Below are 21372 nucleotides of genomic sequence, written 5' to 3'. Positions count from 1 at the left end.
GGTTTTTCTAATGCAGCGCTCAAAAAAACCCTCTCCTTGATGGAGAGGGTTTTGATCGGTTCATTATTTTACGATATGGATTGGGCTTCCAATTGCTACTTCAGCCGTTTCCATTGTAATTTCACCTAAAGTTGGGTGAGCGTGAATTGTCATTGCGATATCTTCAGCAGTCACTCCAGCTTCGATTGCAAGGCTAAGCTCTGAAATCATATCAGAAGCGCCAACACCTGCGATTTGTGCACCGATAACAAGACCATCCTCTTTACGAGTGATCATTTTCATGAAGCCATCAGTTGCATCAAGAGAAAGTGCACGTCCGTTCGCTGCGAATGGGAATTTAGCTGCAACGATTTCGATTCCTTCTTCTTTTGCTTCTGCTTCAGTGTATCCAACAGTTGCAAGTTCTGGCTCAGAGAATACAACAGCAGGAATGCCAAGGTAATCAATTTCAGCTGGCTCTCCAGCGATTGCTTCAGCTGCAATTTTACCTTCATAAGAAGCTTTGTGTGCAAGTGGTGGTCCATCAACGATGTCACCAATTGCATAGATGTTAGATACGCTTGTACGGCATTGTTTGTCTGTTTTGACAACTCCGCGGTCAGTCAATTCAACACCAACTTGCTCAAGACCAAGCTCATCCGTGTTTGGACGACGACCAACTGTAACAAGTACGTAATCAGCATCAACAGTTTTTTCTTCACCTTTTACTTCGAAAGTAACAGTGACACCATCAGATTTTTCTTCAACGCCTTTTGCAAGAGCGTTTGTATGGATTTCAACGTTTCCTTTTTTCTTCAGGTTACGTTTAACCAATGAGCTCATTTGCTTTTCGAAACCTGGAAGGATTTCGTCCCCACCTTCAAGGATGACAACTTCTGTTCCAAAGTTTGCATAAGCAGTACCAAGCTCAGTACCGATATATCCACCACCGATGACAACTAACTTCTTAGGTACTTCTTTAAGCGCTAAAGCACCAGTTGAGTTGATCACGCGGTCTGTGTATTTAAAAGTAGGCAATTCAATTGGACGAGATCCAGTTGCAAGAATTGCATTTTTGAAAGTGTAAGTCTGTGCTGAATTTTCATCCATTACACGTACAGAGTTGCTGTCTACAAAATAAGCTTCACCTTTAACGATGTCTACTTTATTTCCTTTAAGAAGACCTTGAACTCCACCTGTTAATTTGCCCACAACAGAAGCTTTCCACTCTTGAACTTTTGTGAAATCAACTGTTACGTTTTCAGCTTTGATACCCATGTCTTCAGAATGCTTAGCATTTTCGAAACGATGGCCAGCATTGATTAATGCTTTTGAAGGAATACAGCCAACGTTTAGACATACACCACCAAGTGTTCCTTTTTCAACGATTGTTACTTTTTGTCCGAGCTGTGCTGCACGAATAGCAGCTACATATCCACCAGGACCTGCACCGATGACAAGAGTATCTGTTTCGATTGGGAAATCTCCTACTACCATGACATTACGCCTCCATTAAAATTAATTGTGGATCATTCAATAAACGCTTGATGTGGTTAAGGGCATTTTGCGCAGTAGCTCCGTCGATCATACGGTGGTCAAAGCTTAGGGAAAGAGCTAAGACTGGAGCTGCAACGATTTCGCCATCACGAACAACCGCTTTTTCAGCGATACGGCCAATACCAAGGATCGCTACTTCTGGGTGGTTGATGACTGGAGTAAACCATTGTCCACCAGCAGAACCGATGTTTGTGATTGTGCAAGATGCACCTTTCATTTCAGCTGGAGCCAATTTACCATCACGTGCTTTTGTTGCAAGCTCATTGATTTCGTTAGACACTTCGAAAATTGCTTTGCGATCAGCATTTTTCACAACTGGTACGAGCAAGCCTTTTTCAGTGTCAGCTGCAATTCCGATGTTGTAGTAATGCTTTTGAACAACTTCATCTGTTTTATCATCGATAGAAGTGTTAAGTACTGGGTACTTTTTCAAAGCAGAAGTTAGAGCTTTTACAACGTAAGGCAAGTAAGTTAACTTGATTCCTTGATCAGCTGCAACTTGTTTGAATTGTTTACGATGTGCAACAAGGTTCGTTACATCAACTTCGTCCATTAATGTTACGTGAGGAGCTGTATGCTTAGAGTTCACCATTGCTTTCGCGATCGCTTTGCGGATTCCGCTCATTTTCTCGCGAGTTTCTGGGAATTCTCCTTCAAGAACTGGAGCTGCTGCCGCTTTTGGAGCTGCTTCTTCTTTTGCACTTTCAGCTGCTTGAGGTGCTGCTTCTTGAGCTGCAGAACCACCATTAACGAAGCTGTCGATATCTTCTTTTAACACACGTCCGTTTTTACCAGAACCTGCAACTTTGTAAATTTCAACGCCTTTTTCGCGAGCATATTTACGTACAGATGGCATAGCGATGACGCGTTTGTTTGGATCAGCATCTACTTGCTCTTGTGCGCCTGCACCAGTTGCTGCTGCCGCTTCTTCTTGTGCTACTTCTTTCTTCTCTGGCTCGTTACCAGCTTCAGCAGTACCTTGTACTTGAGCTTCAGTTTTTGCTTCGCCTTCTTCTTCGCTGCCTTTAAATTGAAGATTTTCGTAACCAGGTGCATCAAACGTAATGATTGTTTGTCCTACTGTTGCAACTGTTCCCTCTTCAACTTTTAATTCTAATACTTTTCCTTTAACAGGTGAAGGAATTTCTACAACTGCTTTATCGTTTTGTACCTCTGCTAAAACGTCATCTTCATTGATTTCGTCGTTTGGTTTTACAAACCACTTAACGATCTCACCTTCGTGGATACCTTCTCCGATGTCCGGAAGTTTAAATTCAAATGCCACTGTTTTTCGCCTCCTAGATTTTGTTGAATCCTTGTTGTGTATATTTACACGGTCATGTAATTGATAAAGGGGAAGAGAAATAAATTCTTTTCCCCTCTGTCATTTAATTAAAATTCAAGAACTTTCTTAGCTGTTTCAAGCACGTCTTTATGGTTTGGAAGCCATACGCTCTCAGCTTGAGAGAAAGCAAATACAGTATCAGGTGCAGCTACACGAAGTACTGGTGCTTCTAGGCTAAGGATTGCTCTGTCATTGATTTCAGCTACTACGTTTGCAGCAATACCAGCTTGTTTTTGTGCTTCTTGAACAACGATCGCACGACCTGTTTTTTCAACAGAAGCGATGATTGTTTCAATATCAAGCGGGCTTACTGTACGAAGGTCGATAACTTCAGCAGAAACGCCTTCTTTTTCAAGTTCTTCAGCAGCTTTAAGTGATTCGTGAACCATTGCACCGTAAGTGATGATTGAAAGGTCAGAACCTTCACGTTTCACGTCAGCTTTACCGATTTCAATTGTGTACTCTTCTTCAGGAACTTCCTGACGGAAAGAGCGATAAAGTTTCATATGCTCAAGGAACACAACCGGATCGTTGTCGCGGATTGCAGAAATTAATAGTCCTTTTGCATCGTAAGGTGTTGAAGGAATGACAACCTTGATACCAGGCTGTTGTGCGATAAGACCTTCTAAGCTGTCAGCGTGAAGCTCAGGTGTGTGAACTCCTCCACCGAATGGAGAACGGATTGTCACTGGAGAATGCCAGCGTCCGCCAGAACGGTAACGCATACGAGCCATTTGTCCAGAAACAGAATCTAATACTTCGTAAACGAATCCGAAGAATTGAATTTCCATTACTGGGCGGAATTCTTGTAGTCCAAGGCCAATAGCAAGACCGCCAATACCAGATTCAGCAAGTGGAGTATCGAATACACGATCCTCACCAAACTCTTTTTGCAATCCTTCAGTCGCACGGAATACGCCGCCGTTTTTACCAACGTCTTCTCCGAAAACGAGAACGTTTTCGTCATTTTTCAGTTCTGTGCGTAACGCATCAGTGATCGCTTGAATCATTGTCATTTGCGCCATGGCTTACTTCGACTCCTTCTGTTTGTAAATTTCAAGCTGTTCAACTAAGTTGAATGGTTTCACATCGTACATGTTTTCAATCAAGTCAGTGACTTTTTGCTTAGGCTGTTCGTCAGCTTCTTTGATCGCTTGTTTGATTTGTTCTTTTGCATCTTCGATGACTTTATTCTCTTCTTCTTCAGACCATAGGCCTTTGTTTTCCAAGAATCTGCGGTAGCGTACCAATGGATCTTTTTGCTCCCACTCGTTTTCATCTTCTTTTGTACGATATCTAGTTGGATCGTCACCAGCCATTGTGTGTGGGCCGTAACGGAATGTAAGAGTTTCGATTAATGTTGGACCTTCGCCATTTACAGCACGCTCACGTGCTTCAGCTGTTGCTGCATATACAGCTAATGCATCCATACCGTCAACTTGTACGCCTACGATACCAGCTGCAGCTGCTTTTTGTGCAATTGTTTGCGCAGCAGACTGCTTCTCAACAGGAGTAGAGATCGCATATCTGTTGTTTTGGACAACAAAAATCGCTGGCGCTTTGTAAGCCCCTGCAAAGTTAATACCTTCGTAGAAATCACCTTGTGAAGCTCCGCCATCACCAGTGTAAGTGATTGCAACAGCTTTTTTACCGCGCTTTTTCAAACCAAGAGCTACACCAGCAGCTTGAATGATTTGTGCACCGATAATGATTTGTGGTGAAAGTGCATTCACATCTTCAGGCATTTGGTTACCAACAAAGTGTCCACGAGAGAATAAGAACGCTTTTGTTAATGGAAGGCCATGCCAGATTAATTGTGGTACATCACGATATCCTGGAAGAATGAAATCTTCTTTCTCAAGTGCAAAGTGAGTTGCAAGCTGAGAAGCCTCTTGTCCAGCTGTTGGCGCATAGAAGCCAAGACGTCCTTGACGGTTCAATGAAATTGAACGTTGATCTAATACACGTGTAAACACCATACGGCGCATTAATTCTTTTAATTGGTCATCTGAGAGATCCGGCATTGCCGCTTCGTTTACGACTTCGCCTTTTTCGTTTAAAATTTGAAACGTTTCAAACTGCTTTTTGATGGCATCAAATTGCTTTTTGCTATCAACAATTGCTTTTTTTGTTTTTGCAGCCATTCTAAAGTCACCTCTTCCTTTCTTTTAACAGTCAATTTGTCGTGAATCCATTTATACATACAGATATAGGATAACCCAAAATACACATATGACTCCTGTATTTAATAGCCACTAGGATCGTTGTCGAAACATTAGATGATCGCTCGTTTTTGAGTTCTTCTAACTGTATTAACGATAGTTCACAAAAAACTAATACAACTTCTGTTAACAAGGACTAGTTTACAACAAGAAAAATAGTCCGTCAATTGATTTAACGGCTTTATTTAAATAAATGTATTCGCTTTACTTTTTATGGTGAGCTGTATCAATCTGTTTAACAAACACCTTGAACTGTACTAGTATAGATTGTACTACTGTACTACAATAGAAAATGTTTGTTTTTGTCGAAAAATAAAAAAAGAGCTGTTTTTTCAGCTCTTTTGGGACTGTTGATCTGCCGCTTTAGACAAAGCCTGTTTATGCTCATTCAATTGCTTTGTATATTGATTGAACTTTTTACCTTCTTTTCTGACTTTGCTATAAGAACGGTTCACCGTCTTCAGCTTGGATTTCAGCTCTTTATATCCTAAGTCCTTCTTCTTCAAAGATTGATACAAATGCTGATCTTGTTTCAGCGCCTTTTGATATTCCTTGTAAAGCTGGTCATACGACGCATATCTTTTCTCAAGCGATTTGACCGTTTCATCTGCTTTTTCTTTTAAATCTGTATCTTGTATACGTCCGGCAGATTCCTTGACCGTTTTTAATTCTTTTTCCGATTCATCCATGCTGTCTTTTTCTGTTTTCAAATGTTCTTCTCGTTTCGCTGCAGATGCTAACGCCTGATCTGAAAGGCTTGACACTGTTTTTGTGTGATCTTTTGTCTTTTGAATCATTTTTTTATAGAGCTGCTGCTCTTTTTTCTCATAGCTTTGCAGTGTACTTTGCTCTTTTTCAAAGAATGCCTCTTTTTCGCTCATTTTCGTCATCGCATCTTGCATGTCATGAAATGGACGTTGACCTCCGCATCCCGCCAGCAAAAGGGTACATATTCCCGCTAAAGCAGCACCTGCTTTCATGCTTCTTCTTATCTGTCTCATCACAAGTTCCCCCTTTACATCTCCACATACCACTATAATTTTTATAGGCGTTTGTGACAAGGAAAGAGGTCATTCTGATGAGCCGAAGAAGATTTTTTTCAAGTGATAGGCGCATGACTATACAAATAGTGCATTCATACATAGTTTATATTACACGCTTCGCCTTCACTTATGAGAGGCCGAGTGTATTTCCAAAGGAGGTCAAAAGTATGTCTAATTATAGTCATGGAAGTATGTATGGTGGATACGGCGGTTACGGGTATGGATACGGTGGTGGATATGGCGGTGGCTGTTGTTACCCAAGTTATGGCGGTGGCTACGGATATGGCGGAGGACGGACATTCGCTTTAATCGTTGTCCTTTTCATCCTGTTAATCATCGTTGGCGCAGCATTCTTAGGCGGCGGTGGCGGCTGCTGCTAATGGCTGTTTAAGCCTCTGACCGGTCTCATAGGACCGGTCTTCTTTATTTCATTGCATATGTTGTGTATCATTTTATATACTTTACATACAAAGGAAATAGGAGTGAAGATTTGTGATTACCATGGAAGATATCGTACGGGACGGACATCCCGTCTTAAGACAAACAGCTGAAGCGGTCGAGCTCCCGCCGACAGAAGAGGAAAAACAACAATTAGCTGACATGATTGAATTCGTCAAAAATAGTCAGGATGCTGACATGGCTGAAAAGTATGGACTCAGACCCGGCGTTGGATTAGCAGCTCCGCAAATTAATGTCAGTAAGCGTATGATCGCTGTTCACTGTGAGGATGACGATGGAGAGGAATACAGCTATGCCCTTTTCAACCCGCGCATTGTCAGTCATTCGGTCAAAAGAGCTTATTTAGCTACTGGTGAAGGCTGCTTATCTGTTGATGAAGCCATTCCTGGATTTGTCCCTCGATATCAAAAGATCAGGGTGAAGGCCACAACGCTTGAAGGAGAAGACATTGATATTCGCCTAAAAGGGTTCCCTGCCATTGTTTTTCAGCATGAAATCGACCATTTAAACGGTATTATGTTTTATGATCATATTCAAAAGGATCAGCCATTCGCTGAGCCAGACAACTCTGTTGCGATCGGCAGATCATAAAAAAAAGAAGACCCATGAGCTTAAGGGTCTTCTTTTTATTCTTCAATCAGGCCTAGATGAGTCACTGCATAGAATATGCCGTCTTCATCTACTGGCTTTGTCACAAAATCAGCCAAATCTTTTAATTCATTCACAGCATTTCCCATGGCAACGCCTGTTCCAGCAAACGAGACCATCTCTCGATCGTTCAGACCGTCTCCAAAGGCAACGGTATCCTTTTGATCGTAAGGCAGCCTTTCGATGACTCGTTTGATGCCTTCAGCCTTCGATCCGCCTTTTGGCAGGACATCTGTTGACAGCTCGTGCCATCTGACAAGATCAATTTCTTCGCGGAACGCCTCGTATTGGACTTCCTCTTCTGCCTTACAGAATAGCAGCATTTGAAAAATCTCGTTTTCTTTAAAGAAAGACAAATCATGCTCAGGATGCTCTGTTTTTAAAGTACCAATCCCCTCATGGATAAACGGATGATTTGGCACAGAAGCCTTCATCGTTTTTTCCCCCATGAAAACAAGCGGATGATCATGACGATCTGCCGTTTCATAAATTTGCTCCATCAGCTCAAGTTTCAGCGGATTGCCGTAAATGACCTCTCCCTCATACATGACATACTGACCGTTATAAGCAATAAAGGAATCAAGCCCTAATTCCTCTAAAATAGGTTGAATCAAAAAAGGCGAACGCCCAGATGCAATAAAGAGGTGATGGCCTTTTTCTTTTAATAAACGAACCGCTCGCTTCGTTGATTCAGGTATTTTTTTATCATGATCATATAAAGTACCGTCGATATCAAAGAAGATGACTTTTTTATTCATATCCCGTCTCCTGTCTCTTGTTATGTATACCCACTCCTTTTCATCATACAGAAAGATTTCCGCTTTCGAAACCACTTCCTATTAAAACGCCCATTTCCCACATATAACCATGTAACATTCAATGGAAACGTCATATAATACAAGTATAAAGAGAGAACGGAATACATGGTCTAATCTGACTTCAAAACGAAAGGAGGCGACCTGTGATGCTTCGTCGTCTACGCAAGAAAATTAGAAGACAATGGAAGGACATGCTTCGTAAAAAATCGATCGCTTAAAAGGATCTTCCGCACATTTGCCGAAGGTCCTTTTTTCTCAGAGACTTTTCTTATGCGCGTTTTTTTAATATAATAGAATTAGCGAGTGTAACATACGGTATTTAAGGAGAGATTTGGATGATATATAAGGTATTTTTTCAGGCAAGTACTACTGAGGTACCTGTAAGAGAACACACAGATTCACTATACGTTGAAGCAGTTTCTGAAAGAGACGTACGCGATAAGTTGAAAAAACATAGCTACAACATTGAATTCATTCAGCCTGTAGACGGTGCTTTTTTAGACTATGAACGAGAAAGTGAAAATTTTAAAGTATTGGAGCTATGAGAGGAATGAAATTTGTTAAAAACGATCAGGCGGCAGTTTTTGCGCTCGGCGGTTTAGGCGAGATCGGTAAAAACACGTATGGCGTTCAATTTCAAGATGAAATCATTTTAATTGATGCTGGTATTAAGTTTCCTGAAGATGAGCTTCTTGGAATTGACTACGTCATCCCTGACTATACGTACTTAGTTAAAAACGAAGATAAAATCAAAGGTCTTTTCATCACTCACGGACATGAAGACCACATCGGCGGTATCCCTTACCTTCTCAAGCAAGTGAATATTCCAGTTTACGGCGGCAAACTCGCAATCGGCCTACTTCGTAATAAATTGGAAGAGCACGGTCTCTTGAGACAAACAAAACTTCACATTTTTGAAGAAGAAGATACCATTAAATTTAGAAAAACAGCTGTGTCTTTCTTTAGAACAACACACAGTATTCCAGATTCTTATGGAATTGTCGTGAAGACACCTCCTGGTAACATCGTACATACAGGTGATTTCAAGTTTGACTTTACGCCTGTTGGCGAGCCTGCCAACTTAACAAAAATGGCTGAAATCGGGAAAGAAGGCGTTCTATGTCTTTTATCCGATAGTACAAACAGTGAAATTCCAGATTTTACGATGTCTGAAAGACGCGTAGGCGAAAGCATTGATGACATCTTTAGAAAAGTCGACGGACGTATCATCTTTGCTACGTTTGCTTCAAACATTCACAGACTTCAGCAAGTCATCGAGTCTGCTGTTGCAAATGGCCGAAAAGTTGCTGTATTTGGACGCAGTATGGAGTCTGCCATTGATATTGGACAAGATCTTGGCTACATTAAATGTCCGAAAAACACGTTTATTGAACATAATGAAATCAACCGTCTACCAGCAAACAAAGTGACCATTCTTTGTACTGGGAGCCAAGGTGAACCGATGGCTGCTCTTTCACGTATTGCAAACGGCACTCACCGCCAGATTTCGATTAATCCTGGAGACACTGTTGTCTTCTCATCTTCACCGATTCCGGGTAACAATATTAGCGTAAGCCGCACCATTAACCAGCTTTATCGTGCTGGCGCTGAGGTCATTCATGGCTCACTCAATAATATTCATACATCTGGTCACGGCGGACAAGAAGAACAAAAGCTGATGCTCCGTTTAATAAAACCAAAATTCTTTATGCCGATTCACGGTGAATACCGCATGCAAAAAACGCATATTAAACTTGCGAATGATTGCGGAATTCCTGAGGAAAACTGCTTTATCATGGATAACGGTGAAGTTCTTGCACTAAAAGGTGACGAAGCAAGTGTCGCTGGCAAAATTCCATCAGGTAACGTGTATATCGACGGAAGCGGAATTGGCGACATCGGAAATATCGTCTTAAGAGACCGCCGTATTCTTTCAGAAGAAGGTCTTGTCATTGTGGTCGTCAGCATGGACATGAAAGAATTCAAAATCTCTGCTGGTCCTGATCTCATCTCAAGAGGCTTTGTCTACATGAGAGAATCTGGAGACCTCATCAACGACGCACAAGATTTGATTTCAAAGCATCTTGAAAAAGTCATGGAACGCAAGACCACTCAGTGGTCAGAAATCAAGAACGAAATCACTGACACTCTTGCACCTTTCCTTTATGAAAAAACAAGACGCCGCCCAATGATCTTACCGATTATTATGGAAGTGTAATAACAAAAAGAGACACGAGCCGATTGGCTGTGTCTCTTTTTTTCGTCGATCATGAAAAAAACCGCACATATACAAGGTATACATGCGGTATCTCATGCTTTTATGATTGAATAGGAAGGTGCTGAAAGCTTCTAACATCAAACAAGCCCTTTGTCGTCATTTTCACATCAGGAATGACTGGAAGTGCCAAGAAGGACAACGTCAAAAACGGATTAAAGTCTAAGGAAAAACCAGTTTCTTTTAGCGCTTCATGAAGTGCATGAAGGCTTTCATTGACGAAATTTGCCGGCTGATCTGATAATAAACCAGAGATCGGTAATGGCAGCGTATGAAGAGACCGCCCTTCTTTGACAACGGTCAAACCGCCGCCTGCTTCTTTTAACGCCTCAATCGCTTTGATGATATCGGCATCATTTGTGCCAACCGCAATTAAGTTATGTGAATCATGTGCAACTGTGGTTGCAATTGCGCCCTGTTTGATGCCGAAGCCGCTGACAATCCCTATCCCCATTTCAGATAAACCTTGATGGCGTTCGACAAGCACCATTTTTAATACATCTCTGTCAGTATCACTAGTGAATTGTCCGTTCGTTTCTGAAGGAGAGACTTTTTCTAATTTTGTTTCAAGCTGATTTGGAATAATACGGATGACATTCATTTTTTGATCGTCCGTGATAGGCAGCGCAATATCTTGCTCTTGAACGTCTACTGCATGAACAGATTGTAATAATGCTGGGCTCGGTGCGATCTTTTCGACACTCGGCTTGTACTCTCCGTCCTGCGCAACCAATTCTCCCGCAATAAATACGCTTGAGATGTCTACATGATGAAGGTCTGAGACGAGCATAAAATCAGCATCAAAGCCTGGTGCAATGGCTCCCTTTGTTTTAAGGCCAAAACACTCTGCGGCATTTAAGCTCCCCATTTGATAGGCTAAAAATGGATCTAAGCCTTCTTTTATGGACATCCGTACTTGCTCATCAATACTTCCCTGCGCCATTAAATCATCTAAATGTTTATCATCTGTACAAAAGAAAAAACGTCTCGCATTCTTCTCATTCACAGCGGGTAAAACGTTTTTCACATTCTTGGCAACAGATCCTTCTCTCAGCATGACATACATACCCCGTTTTACACGTTCAAGGGCTTCCTGTGCTGTTGTCACCTCATGGTCTGTTTGGACATTGACCGTCCGGTAGACGTTTATTAATCGGTCTGTTAAGCCTGCTAGATGGCCATCAATCAATTTATTCTCGTGTTGAGCATCAAGCAGCTTTTGAAGCATATCTTCTTCTGCCTGCTCCACACCGACATAGTCCATCACCTCAGCAAGACCAAGCACTTCCTTCTCTTGATAAAGGGGCTTTAAATCTTTCGCTTTTAATGTAGCACCTGATCGTTCAAAACTGACTGCCGGTACACAGGATGGCAGCATGAAATAAATATGTAAGGCAGCTTTTCTCGCTTCTTCCAGCATAAAACGGATGCCTGTTATACCTGACACATTGGCGATTTCATGCGGGTCTGTTACGACAGTTGTCACACCGCGCGGAACGACAGCTTTGGAGAATTCAGCAGGGGTAACCATAGAAGACTCGATATGAACGTGGCCATCAATAAAACCAGGCACAAGCATTTGTCCTGCTGCATCCAGCTCCTGTTCTCCCTCGTACTCTCCTATCCCGACTATTTGTCCATTTTCAACAGCGACATCAGCGTCTATCCATTCCTGGTTAAACACATCCATGACTTTTGCATGTTTAATCACGAGGGCTGCTTTTTTTCTCTTTGCTGCTACCTCAATTTGATGTCTGAAAAGCTCCTTATCCAACGACACTGCCTCCTCCAAGTAAACAATATAATGTTTCTTATCGTAAACGAATCTGTTTGCCCAGTCAATGACATTTAGAGAAAATCAACCATATCAAAAGACTGATTTTTATATTTCTGAATAGTGATAATTACACGAAAAATATGATGACTCATTTTTGAGGTTATAGATGAACAAAGTAATCCATTTCAGTGTCGATTTCCGTTTTTATGTCCACCTGTCATGTACACATTCATATAAAAAACACCCCGTCTTCGGAGTGTTTAATAATCGTTCTGCATTTCTCGTTTTTCAAAGCGTCCTATATCAGCTACTGCCCCAATGACAATGAGGATATCTTCTTTTTGAATCATTTCATCTGCCAGCGGGGAAACGATGACTTCTTTTCCGCGCTTAATCGCGACAATGTTGATGCCGTATCTTGCTCGAATATCAAGATCTAAAAGAGAATGCCCCGCAAGCCTGCTGTTTGCAACAATCTCAATCAAGCTGTACTCATCTGACAGCTCGAGATAATCGAGCACGTTATTTGAAATGATTTTATGTGCAATCCGTCTGCCCATATCTCGCTCTGGATGAACGATGCGATCCGCTCCAATTTTGTTGAGCACCTTTTCATGGTAGTCATTTTGCGCTTTCACTGTGACCATTTTGACGCCAAGCTCTTTCAGCATAATCGTTGTTAAAATACTTGCCTGAATGTTTTCGCCAATTGCAACGATGACATGATCAAAATTGCGAATACCGAGATTTTTTAAAACGGATTCATCCGTCGAATCACCAATGACCGCATGTGAGGCAATTTTTGCGTACTCGTTTACTCGATCTTCATTCATATCCATGGCCATGACTTCAAGTCCTTCTTCGCTCAGCGCCTTGCAAATACTTCCGCCAAAGCGTCCAAGACCAATGACTGCATATTCCTTTTTCATGTTCAGACTCCTTTTATCTCACTTACCATGCATTTTACTACGGTTTGATTAATGAATCCATATGCGAACGAATTTTTTTACGGAACGCTTCACTTAAGTAAAGGTCTGCTCCTTTTTCAATTTCACTGCGATAATGAGCTGGCGGAGCGATTTCTTCGCTCTTTTGAAGCACAAGAAAGGTTAAACAGTTCTCATAAATTTGATCACCTATTTTGACATCGACAAAAGCTGGACGATATGTACCTTCATATACTCCTTCTCGTTTATACAAATAACGAATGGCATCAAAAGGAACTTCATATAAAACACCCTCTGTTTCGCCGCCGTCTTCTACCATATCAGCTCTTGATCCATCTGGCCTCACCAATGTAAATCTCGTGGTAAAACCGCTTAGTGCACCGCCGCCGATGATTTGTTTGAAGTGATGATCGACTTCTGCCAGCTTAAATCTTGCATCATCCATACAGGAGCCATAAGCAAAATAATAGAAGGATGACGGCTTCTGCTGCCACAGTCTATAAGCTTTCCAGCTCCCTCTCTTTATTTCTTTCAGCGCTGATGCCTTCTGCTCTGGCAAAGTGTATGTCATGGCTGCTACCTGACCTCTATCCGTCATGACATTGATTTCCTGCTTGTCATACCCTTCCTCTAGTACGTCTATCTTATTCAACGTGTCAGCGGTCACCTCGTACAATTCCCCGTATACAGTGCCTTTTTCTGCGGGGACGCACGCTGGATATCCTTGACCTGTATCATAGATCCTTCCACTCATCCAAGCTGATTTAGCTAACAGCCTGCTTTCCTTCATGTACGCTTCGTGGTGCTCTTCATGCTGCAATAGCGTCCCATATACAAATAAAGCTTTCATCGTCATGACTTCACGTCCTCTCAACTTGCTGCTGTCTGCTTTTTTGACACACAGGCAAATAAATATGAAAAGTTGTGCCTTTTCCAAGCTCACTGGATACGTCCATTCTTCCGTGATGATCTTTTAAAATCGTCGCACAGATGGTCAGACCAAGCCCTGTCCCTTCTTTTTTCGTTGAAAAGAAAGGATCATATATTTTTTGAATATCCTCTTCAGACATTCCTTTTCCTTCATCTTGAATGGTAATCTTCCATTCATTCAATATTTTTTCTGTAGATATGTATATGCTGCCACCTTCTGGCATTGCCTCAATAGCATTTTTAATTAAATTAATGAACAGCTGCTTCATTTGGTTAGCGTCTGCTAGGATAGCACCGGCATCCTGCTTTTTAAATGGCTGTTTGAGATCAATATTTGAAAGAACGGCATTTGTTTTTAATAAGGTAATCACCTGTTCTAGGAGCTCATGAAGCTGGACTTCTTGAAAATGGACCGATTGAGGCTTAGCCAATACAAGCAGCTCACTTAAAACAAAATCAATCCGTTTAATTTCGGAAAAGATAATGTCAAAATAATCGGTTCTTTCAGGATATTGTGTCTTCATCAGCTGCAAAAAGCCATTTACTGATGTCAGTGGATTTCTGACTTCATGCGCGATTCCAGCGGCTATTTGTCCTGCAACAGCCAGCTTTTGCGCCTGCATTTGCAATTGCTGATTGGATCTTTCAAGCTCAAGCTTTGCCTGCTTTTGTTTCGTAATATCAGCAACCGTTCCAATCCCTCCAGTAAACTGGTGATGCTCATCAAAATAGAGCTTGTAATGAACGTCTCCCCATACCTTCTTTCCCTCTTTATGGAGAAGCTGAAGTTCTACCCGCCCCGCATCCTTATGCTCCTTGATCACAGATAACAAATGCTGGACCACGCGCTCCTCTTGATCAAAGTACTGATTGTACATGGTGCCTAGACATTCATCTATGTCATAGCCTGTCATTTGTGTCCATGCTTGATTTAAGAAAATAATTTCACCTTTTTCGTTTGTTTCAAAGACGATTTCTTGCAAGTTATCTGTGATTCGATTCAGCCGCTCTGTCAGTTCGTGTGCTTCTTTCTCTCTCGTATTTAAGTCTGACACAAGTAGGTTTAAGCGGTCTACATAGCCTGAGACAACCCAGATCCCTGTTAAAACCAAGACTGTAAAGGCTAGATCGAGCGGCCAATTAATTTGAAAGCCGCCTAGATAATAAAAGAAATCCCAGCTTAAAATTAAAATAAATGCAAGAACAGATAACACGATCCGCACTTGATATGTTTTGTTCAAATGATTCCACCTGCCGCCCTGAGATTCTTTGTCAATTGTACCATTTTCCACTTATTTTTTGAGGGAGATGGGGCATTTTTAAGGAACTTTTTTAGAAAAAAACAGCCTGTTCTCAGCACAAAGGAAGAGAGCAGGCTATTTTAATTACTGCTGAAGAGCTTCTTGCAGCTCTTTTAACAGTAGTTCTGCGCCTTCAGCGCTTAATGTAATTTGACCATTTCCATAATCATGGTTCTCTGATGTAATCTCACCAGTCATGAGGCAAACGCCCTCAGGCTGGTATTTTTTCAAGACGATTTTCTCCCCATCTATAAAAAATTCCATACTGTCTTTAATAGCAATATCAAGTGCTCTTCTTAATTCGATTGGCATCACAATACGCCCTAGTTCGTCTACTTTTCTTACGACTCCGATAGATTTCAATTTCGTTCCCTCTTTCTTTCATTAGCTCAAGATCAATCTGTTTTTCACCAATTGATATATCGTAGACGTAAGAGATTCTCAAAAGGTTTCTCCTCTATAAAAATTTTTTTCATAAAAGAAAAAACAAAGGGAAAATTTATTGTGATTGTCAAAATGATACTTGAATTTTACAAGTTCATTTCAAGGTCCTTACTAACCCCCACAAATGACACCAACCCTCTGAACTTTTAAATGTAAAATTGTTTAAAACAGCAAAAATAGAGATTGGGTGAAAACATGTTTCAAAATGCCGAAATTGGAATTGATTTAGGAACAGCTAACATATTGGTTTATAGTAAAAATAAGGGGATTATTTTAAATGAACCGTCCGTCGTGGCAGTCGATACAGAAACAAAAACTGTACTTGCAGTCGGAGCAGAAGCAAAAGAAATGATTGGGAAAACACCTGGGAAAATTGTGGCGATCCGTCCGATGAAAGACGGTGTCATCGCTGATTATGATATGACAACAGATTTACTCAAACAAATCATGAAAAAAGCAGGGAAAAATATCGGGTTTACCTTCAGAAAACCAACGGTCGTGGTATGTACACCATCTGGTTCAACAGCTGTTGAGCGCCGTGCCATCAGCGATGCTGTGAAAAATTGCGGTGCAAAGCACGTGCATTTAATTGAAGAACCTGTTGCTGCCGCAATCGGCGCTGATCTCCCAGTAGATGAGCCTGTTGCAAACGTCGTAGTCGATATTGGCGGAGGAACAACGGAAGTTGCCATCATTTCGTTTGGTGGCGTTGTCTCTTGTCATTCCATTCGAATTGGTGGAGATCAGCTGGATGAAGATATCATTACGTTTGTGAGAAAGAAATATAATCTATTAATCGGCGAGCGGACAGCTGAGCAGGTTAAAATGGAAATTGGTTATGGTCTCATTGAGCATGAGCCGGAGTCATTAGAAGTACGTGGACGTGATCTGGTGACAGGTCTTCCAAAAACGATCACACTTGAATCTCATGAAATTCAAGGTGCCATGCGAGAATCACTTCTTCATATTTTAGAGGCGATTCGTGCCACATTAGAGGACAGCCCTCCAGAGCTTAGTGGTGACATTGTAGACCGCGGCGTGATCTTAACTGGCGGCGGTGCTTTGTTAAATGGGATTCAAGAATGGCTCTCACAGGAGATTGTCGTTCCAGTCCATATTGCAGCAAATCCACTTGAATCTGTCGCGATCGGAACAGGTCGTTCACTAGAAGTCATTCATAAATTGCAAAAAACATTAAAATAATCTTCTTGTTCTACTTCTTTTTTTATCATTTCGATCATATCGTGAGAAATGGATAAACGTGAAGGAGGAAGAACATGTTGCTTGATTTAGGTAAACGGGTCGTTGTCACAGTTATTTTAACGGGTATTATTTTAGGAGGAATGAGTCTGTCATTTTCACATATGCCCCCTTCTAATGCACAGCCTGTGAAACAACTGAACCGCTAAAAAAGCCGCACGAAAGCGGCTTTTTTATTTTGGCTTGAAACGTGCTCCCCATTTTCCTTTTCGGTCTTAAATCTGATATGATGAACATGACTAAAGGAGGGTTTTTTATGAGTTCATTTGAAAAACAACTAGATCAATATGCGAAGACGATCGTTGAAGTCGGTGTGAATGTTCAAAAAGAACAGGAAGTCGTCGTATCAGCATCTACTGAATCTGCAGACCTTGTTCGTCTTGTCGCAAAACATGCGTATGAGCGCGGGGCGAAAAACGTACATATCCGCTGGAGTGATGGTATTCTTGCCCGTTTAAAATATGAACATGCACCGCTGGATGTGTTTGAGCAATTCCCAGAATGGGAAGCACAGATGATGGAAACCATCGCAAAACGCGGCGGCGCTTTTATCACGATCTTATCAGAAAGCCCTGACCTTCTGCGAGGCATTGACTCGAAAAAAATCGCTGCACAGCAAAAGGCCGCTGGATCAGCCCTTCATACATATCGCCAATACGTTCAATCAGACAAAGTTGCTTGGACGGTCGTAGGCGCTGCATCAAAAGAATGGGCGAAAAAGATTTTCCCTGACCAGACAGATGAAGAAGCTGTCGCTTTATTATGGGATCAAATCTTTAAAGTCGCACGCGCTGATCAAGCAGATCCTGTTGAAGCTTGGAAAAAGCACGATGAGTCACTAAATGAAAAGGTCAAAATACTAAATGAGCGCCACTACCACAAGCTGCATTATGATGCCCCTGGCACAGATTTAACGATTGAGCTCCCAGAGCAGCACATTTGGGTAGGTGCCGGCAGCGTGAGTGAACGCGGCGTCTCTTTCATGGCCAACATGCCGACAGAAGAAGTATTTACCGTACCTAAAAAAGACGGTGTAAATGGGACTGTCTCAAGCACAAAACCGCTCAGCTATGCAGGAAATATTATTGATGAATTTACATTAACGTTTGAAAATGGCCGAATTGTCAATGTGAAAGCGAAAGAAGGCGAAGACATTTTAACTTCGCTCGTTGAAACAGATGAAGGCTCCCATTATCTAGGTGAGGTTGCTCTCGTACCAGATGATTCACCAATCTCAAACTCGAATATTCTCTATTACAATACCCTTTATGATGAAAATGCATCGAATCACCTTGCCATCGGCAGCGGGTATGCGTTCAATATCGAAGGCGGAAAAGAGATGAATCGTGAAGAATTGCATGCAGCTGGTGTGAACAACAGTATCACACACGTCGATTTCATGATTGGTTCAAAGGAAATGAATATTGACGGCATTACAAAAGACGGAAAACGCGAACCGATCTTCCGTAATGGAAACTGGGCGATTTAATCAAAAAAAGACATCCACTTTTGGATGTCTTTTCTTATTTACGCATAAAGCTCAACGAGTCTCTTTTGAATGTCTTGATCTGATAAGAACTCATCATATGTTGTTTGTTTATCAACGATGCCATTTGGCGTCACTTCGATGATCCGGTTTGCCACTGTTTCTACAAACTGATGGTCATGAGATGAGAAGAGCATAGCTCCTTTAAAGCTCATTAAACCGTTATTCAGCGCTGTAATGGATTCTAGGTCTAAGTGGTTCGTCGGCTCATCCAGCAGCAGTACATTCGCTCCTGACAGCATCATTTTCGATAACATACAACGAACCTTTTCTCCACCTGATAAGACGCTTGCTTTTTTCTTTACTTCTTCCCCAGAGAAAAGCATACGTCCTAAGAACCCGCGTAAGAAGCTTTCGCTTTGATCATTAGGAGAATATTGACGGAGCCAATCCACTAGATCGACATCGTTTCCTTCAAAGTATTCACTATTGTCTTTCGGGAAAAAGGCTTGAGATGTTGTGACGCCCCATTTATACGTCCCGCTGTCTGGCTCCATCTCACCAGCAAGGATTTTAAATAAAGTAGACACAGCAAGCTCATTACGGCTTAGGAACGCAATTTTATCCTCGCGATTCATGATAAAGCTGACGTTATCAAGTACTTTCACACCGTCAATTGTTTTCGATAGACCTTCTACTTGAAGGACATCATTTCCGATTTCGCGCTCTGGCGCAAAATGAACATACGGATATTTACGTGAAGATGGCTTAATATCATCTAAAGAAATTTTATCAAGCAATTTCTTTCTTGAGGTCGCTTGCTTCGATTTAGAAGCGTTCGCACTGAACCGGGCAACGAACTCTTGAAGCTGCTTAATTTGCTCTTCTTTTTTCTTATTTGCATCTTGGCTGAGTTTCAGCGCTAGCTGGCTGGACTCATACCAGAAATCATAGTTACCGACATATACTTGAATTTTTCCGAAGTCTAGGTCCGCAATATGTGTACATACTTTGTTTAAGAAGTGACGGTCATGCGAAACGACGATCACGGTATTTTCAAAATTAATGAGGAACTCTTCCAGCCACTGGATTGCTTGTAAGTCCAAGTGGTTCGTTGGCTCATCAAGAAGAAGAACGTCAGGCTTACCAAATAAAGCTTGGGCTAGTAGTACTTTTACTTTTTCAGAACCACCAAGCTCAGACATTTTCTTCGATTGAAGGCTCTCTGGAATGCCAAGACCTTTTAATAAGATCGCTGCTTCACTTTCTGCTTCCCAGCCGTTTAACTCAGCGAACTCACCTTCAAGCTCTGCTGCACGAATCCCGTCTTCATCTGAGAAATCAGGTTTCATATAGATCGCATCTTTCTCCTGCATCACATCATATAGACGTTTGTGACCCATCATGACGACTTTTAATACTTCAAATTCTTCGTATTCAAAGTGGTTCTGTTTTAAAATCGCTAAACGCTCACCAGGGCTCATATGAACATCGCCCGTCTGAGCCTCAATTTCACCTGAAAGAATCTTTAGAAACGTTGATTTACCAGCTCCATTGGCACCAATTAAACCGTAGCAGTTGCCAGGAGTGAATTTAATATTTACTTCTTCAAATAGTTTACGATCAGCAAAACGCAAACTAACATTATTTACTGCAATCATTTATTAATCCTCCATCACTCATTCATCATTATGAAGTATAACATGAATAACGTTTGATAGAAACGTCTCTCGCTAAGAACGAAGGCAATTTGTCCATTATGGTATAATAAGCGGGAATGATTTGTTGAAGGAGTTCGTGCGATTTGAGATTACTGACACTTATGGAATACTGTTTATTGATTTTCTTTATGGGTATTTATTTATCTGCAACAGGCTTCAACGCGAGAGATTTTGGCCTTTATATTGGGCTTGTGCTTATTTACACACTGGTACACATCTTTTCGAAACGCTTTTTACAAAAGCGAGGGAAAGAAAATCAAAAGATCGGATTGTTTCGATCCGTTTTAGCCATTACTGGGTCTGTTTTCGCTTCTGTGTTGGCGATTGTGATCATTGTTACGGTGCTCACGCCAAATTAAAAACGACCCTTCTTTTAAGGGTCGTCCATAAGCACTTTTCTCACGCACCTGAGAAGGGTGCTTTTATTTTGTTTGCCGAATGTCGCCAAATGGGAAGAAAACAAATTCTGATGTCCCGACAACTCGATCCTTTTCAATGAGTCCAAGTCCATTTCTGCTGTCCATGGAATTGAGTCTGTTGTCCCCCATCACAAAGTAATCGTTTTTCGGTACTTTTACTGGACCAAAATCCCCTGTCAAATGCACTTCATACTCTTTCGCATGTACCTTGTTCTCTTTTAAATAAGGCTCATCTACTTTTTTACCATTAATGTAAAGTGAATCATCCTTCATTTCAATCGTGTCTCCCGGAAAACCGATCAATCGTTTTACATAATGAATTTTCTGGCCACCCTTTCCATTAATAATCACGATGTCACCTCGTTTGACACCACCTAGATAGTTAATGGTTTTGTTAACAAACAGCTTTTCCCCATCATGAAGAGTCGGTTCCATTGACTCTCCTTCCACCACATACGGCTCAAATATAAACGTACGGATGAGCAAGACGAGCGCAAGTGCAATTAAAATGGCTTTGATCCATTCAAACAGTGAACTTTTCTTCTCTGTTTTGGCTTGCTTTGCATCAGATTGAATATCATTTTCGTTTTGTTTGTTTTCTTCGTTCAAAATACTGCTTCCTCCTAAGACTTTCTGCTAAAAGACTTGAAACGTGAATTGAATAACTTTACTTTATCACATGTCATTTAAAAATTCACAAGACAACCATTCAATTAGATATTTTTTCCTAATTTGTTCGTG

At 41.4% G+C, this 21372-nt stretch carries 21 protein-coding genes; 8 read left to right on the top strand and 13 right to left on the bottom strand.

What is annotated here, in order from left to right:
• Positions 1 to 63: 63 nt before the first annotated feature.
• From lpdA to C6W21_RS02565, 5 genes are all read right to left on the bottom strand, one after another.
• A complete protein-coding gene (gene lpdA / locus C6W21_RS02585) occupies positions 64 to 1476 on the bottom strand; it encodes a dihydrolipoyl dehydrogenase (protein WP_106049206.1) in 1413 nt (470 codons plus the stop codon).
• Between the two features lie 4 nt (positions 1477 to 1480).
• Positions 1481 to 2821, bottom strand: a complete 1341-nt coding sequence (locus tag C6W21_RS02580; protein WP_024426891.1) for a dihydrolipoamide acetyltransferase family protein — start codon at positions 2819 to 2821, stop codon at positions 1481 to 1483.
• A gap of 107 nt (positions 2822 to 2928) precedes the next feature.
• Positions 2929 to 3906: a pyruvate dehydrogenase complex E1 component subunit beta gene (pdhB, locus tag C6W21_RS02575; RefSeq protein WP_012009824.1), complete on the bottom strand. Its 978-nt coding sequence runs from the start codon at positions 3904 to 3906 to the stop codon at positions 2929 to 2931.
• A 3-nt stretch (positions 3907 to 3909) separates the two neighbouring features.
• Positions 3910 to 5025, bottom strand: coding sequence for a pyruvate dehydrogenase (acetyl-transferring) E1 component subunit alpha (gene pdhA / locus C6W21_RS02570; protein ID WP_106055892.1), 1116 nt, complete (start codon positions 5023 to 5025; stop codon positions 3910 to 3912).
• Between the two features lie 410 nt (positions 5026 to 5435).
• Positions 5436 to 6104 carry a YkyA family protein gene (locus tag C6W21_RS02565; RefSeq protein WP_106055891.1) on the bottom strand — a complete coding sequence of 223 codons (669 nt, stop codon included), beginning with the start codon at positions 6102 to 6104 and terminating at the stop codon, positions 5436 to 5438.
• A gap of 233 nt (positions 6105 to 6337) precedes the next feature.
• Here C6W21_RS02565 and C6W21_RS02560 point away from each other — a divergent pair, with 233 nt between their 5' ends.
• Both C6W21_RS02560 and def read left to right on the top strand, forming a co-directional pair.
• The gene (locus tag C6W21_RS02560; protein WP_041816227.1) at positions 6338 to 6526 is read left to right on the top strand and encodes a YjcZ family sporulation protein; all 189 of its coding nucleotides are present in this window, start codon (positions 6338 to 6340) and stop codon (positions 6524 to 6526) included.
• Between the two features lie 112 nt (positions 6527 to 6638).
• Complete coding sequence (gene def / locus C6W21_RS02555; protein ID WP_106049203.1) at positions 6639 to 7196, top strand: peptide deformylase; 558 nt, start codon at positions 6639 to 6641, stop codon at positions 7194 to 7196.
• Between the two features lie 35 nt (positions 7197 to 7231).
• Here the strand turns inward: def and C6W21_RS02550 are convergent, their stop codons facing one another.
• A complete protein-coding gene (locus tag C6W21_RS02550) occupies positions 7232 to 8011 on the bottom strand; it encodes a Cof-type HAD-IIB family hydrolase (protein WP_106049202.1) in 780 nt (259 codons plus the stop codon).
• A gap of 395 nt (positions 8012 to 8406) precedes the next feature.
• On the opposite strand from C6W21_RS02550, the gene C6W21_RS02545 reads away from it, so the two are divergent.
• Together C6W21_RS02545 and rnjA are read left to right on the top strand one after the other, a co-directional pair.
• Entirely contained in the window at positions 8407 to 8616 is a 210-nt protein-coding gene (locus C6W21_RS02545; RefSeq protein WP_003211882.1) for a DNA-dependent RNA polymerase subunit epsilon, read from the top strand.
• A gap of 5 nt (positions 8617 to 8621) precedes the next feature.
• Entirely contained in the window at positions 8622 to 10289 is a 1668-nt protein-coding gene (rnjA, locus tag C6W21_RS02540; RefSeq protein WP_106049201.1) for a ribonuclease J1, read from the top strand.
• 100 nt (positions 10290 to 10389) lie between these two features.
• Here the strand turns inward: rnjA and ade are convergent, their stop codons facing one another.
• From ade to abhA, 5 genes are all read right to left on the bottom strand, one after another.
• Complete coding sequence (ade, locus tag C6W21_RS02535; RefSeq protein WP_106049200.1) at positions 10390 to 12120, bottom strand: adenine deaminase; 1731 nt, start codon at positions 12118 to 12120, stop codon at positions 10390 to 10392.
• 263 nt (positions 12121 to 12383) lie between these two features.
• Positions 12384 to 13052: a potassium channel family protein gene (locus C6W21_RS02530; protein WP_008345123.1), complete on the bottom strand. Its 669-nt coding sequence runs from the start codon at positions 13050 to 13052 to the stop codon at positions 12384 to 12386.
• A gap of 37 nt (positions 13053 to 13089) precedes the next feature.
• Complete coding sequence (locus tag C6W21_RS02525; protein WP_106049199.1) at positions 13090 to 13926, bottom strand: gamma-glutamylcyclotransferase family protein; 837 nt, start codon at positions 13924 to 13926, stop codon at positions 13090 to 13092.
• 4 nt (positions 13927 to 13930) lie between these two features.
• Positions 13931 to 15241, bottom strand: coding sequence for an ATP-binding protein (locus C6W21_RS02520; RefSeq protein WP_106049198.1), 1311 nt, complete (start codon positions 15239 to 15241; stop codon positions 13931 to 13933).
• 144 nt (positions 15242 to 15385) lie between these two features.
• Positions 15386 to 15664: a transcriptional regulator AbhA gene (gene abhA / locus C6W21_RS02515; RefSeq protein ID WP_034662686.1), complete on the bottom strand. Its 279-nt coding sequence runs from the start codon at positions 15662 to 15664 to the stop codon at positions 15386 to 15388.
• 276 nt (positions 15665 to 15940) lie between these two features.
• Here abhA and mreBH point away from each other — a divergent pair, with 276 nt between their 5' ends.
• From mreBH to C6W21_RS02505, 3 genes are all read left to right on the top strand, one after another.
• A complete protein-coding gene (gene mreBH, locus C6W21_RS02510) occupies positions 15941 to 16948 on the top strand; it encodes a rod-share determining protein MreBH (RefSeq protein WP_060596160.1) in 1008 nt (335 codons plus the stop codon).
• 74 nt (positions 16949 to 17022) lie between these two features.
• On the top strand, positions 17023 to 17154 hold the full coding sequence (locus tag C6W21_RS18955) for a protein YkpC (RefSeq protein WP_003210922.1): 132 nt from the start codon (positions 17023 to 17025) through the stop codon (positions 17152 to 17154).
• Positions 17155 to 17261: 107 nt separating this feature from the next.
• Positions 17262 to 18494 carry an aminopeptidase gene (locus C6W21_RS02505; RefSeq protein ID WP_106049197.1) on the top strand — a complete coding sequence of 411 codons (1233 nt, stop codon included), beginning with the start codon at positions 17262 to 17264 and terminating at the stop codon, positions 18492 to 18494.
• 38 nt (positions 18495 to 18532) lie between these two features.
• On the opposite strand, the gene C6W21_RS02500 is transcribed toward C6W21_RS02505, so the two are convergent.
• Positions 18533 to 20152 (bottom strand): ABC-F family ATP-binding cassette domain-containing protein, encoded by a 1620-nt coding sequence (locus tag C6W21_RS02500; protein ID WP_106049196.1) that lies wholly within the window; start codon positions 20150 to 20152, stop codon positions 18533 to 18535.
• Positions 20153 to 20295: 143 nt separating this feature from the next.
• Between C6W21_RS02500 and C6W21_RS02495 the strand changes: the two genes are divergently transcribed.
• Positions 20296 to 20571: a hypothetical protein gene (locus C6W21_RS02495; RefSeq protein WP_024424743.1), complete on the top strand. Its 276-nt coding sequence runs from the start codon at positions 20296 to 20298 to the stop codon at positions 20569 to 20571.
• Between the two features lie 63 nt (positions 20572 to 20634).
• Here C6W21_RS02495 and lepB read toward each other — a convergent pair whose 3' ends face one another.
• On the bottom strand, positions 20635 to 21207 hold the full coding sequence (lepB, locus tag C6W21_RS02490) for a signal peptidase I (RefSeq protein ID WP_223249547.1): 573 nt from the start codon (positions 21205 to 21207) through the stop codon (positions 20635 to 20637).
• Positions 21208 to 21372 lie beyond the last annotated feature (165 nt).

The organism is Bacillus sp. NMCN1 (assembly GCF_002998085.1).
In the GTDB taxonomy this organism is placed as follows: domain Bacteria; phylum Bacillota; class Bacilli; order Bacillales; family Bacillaceae; genus Bacillus.
This window is presented reverse-complemented; position numbering and strand designations above follow the sequence as displayed.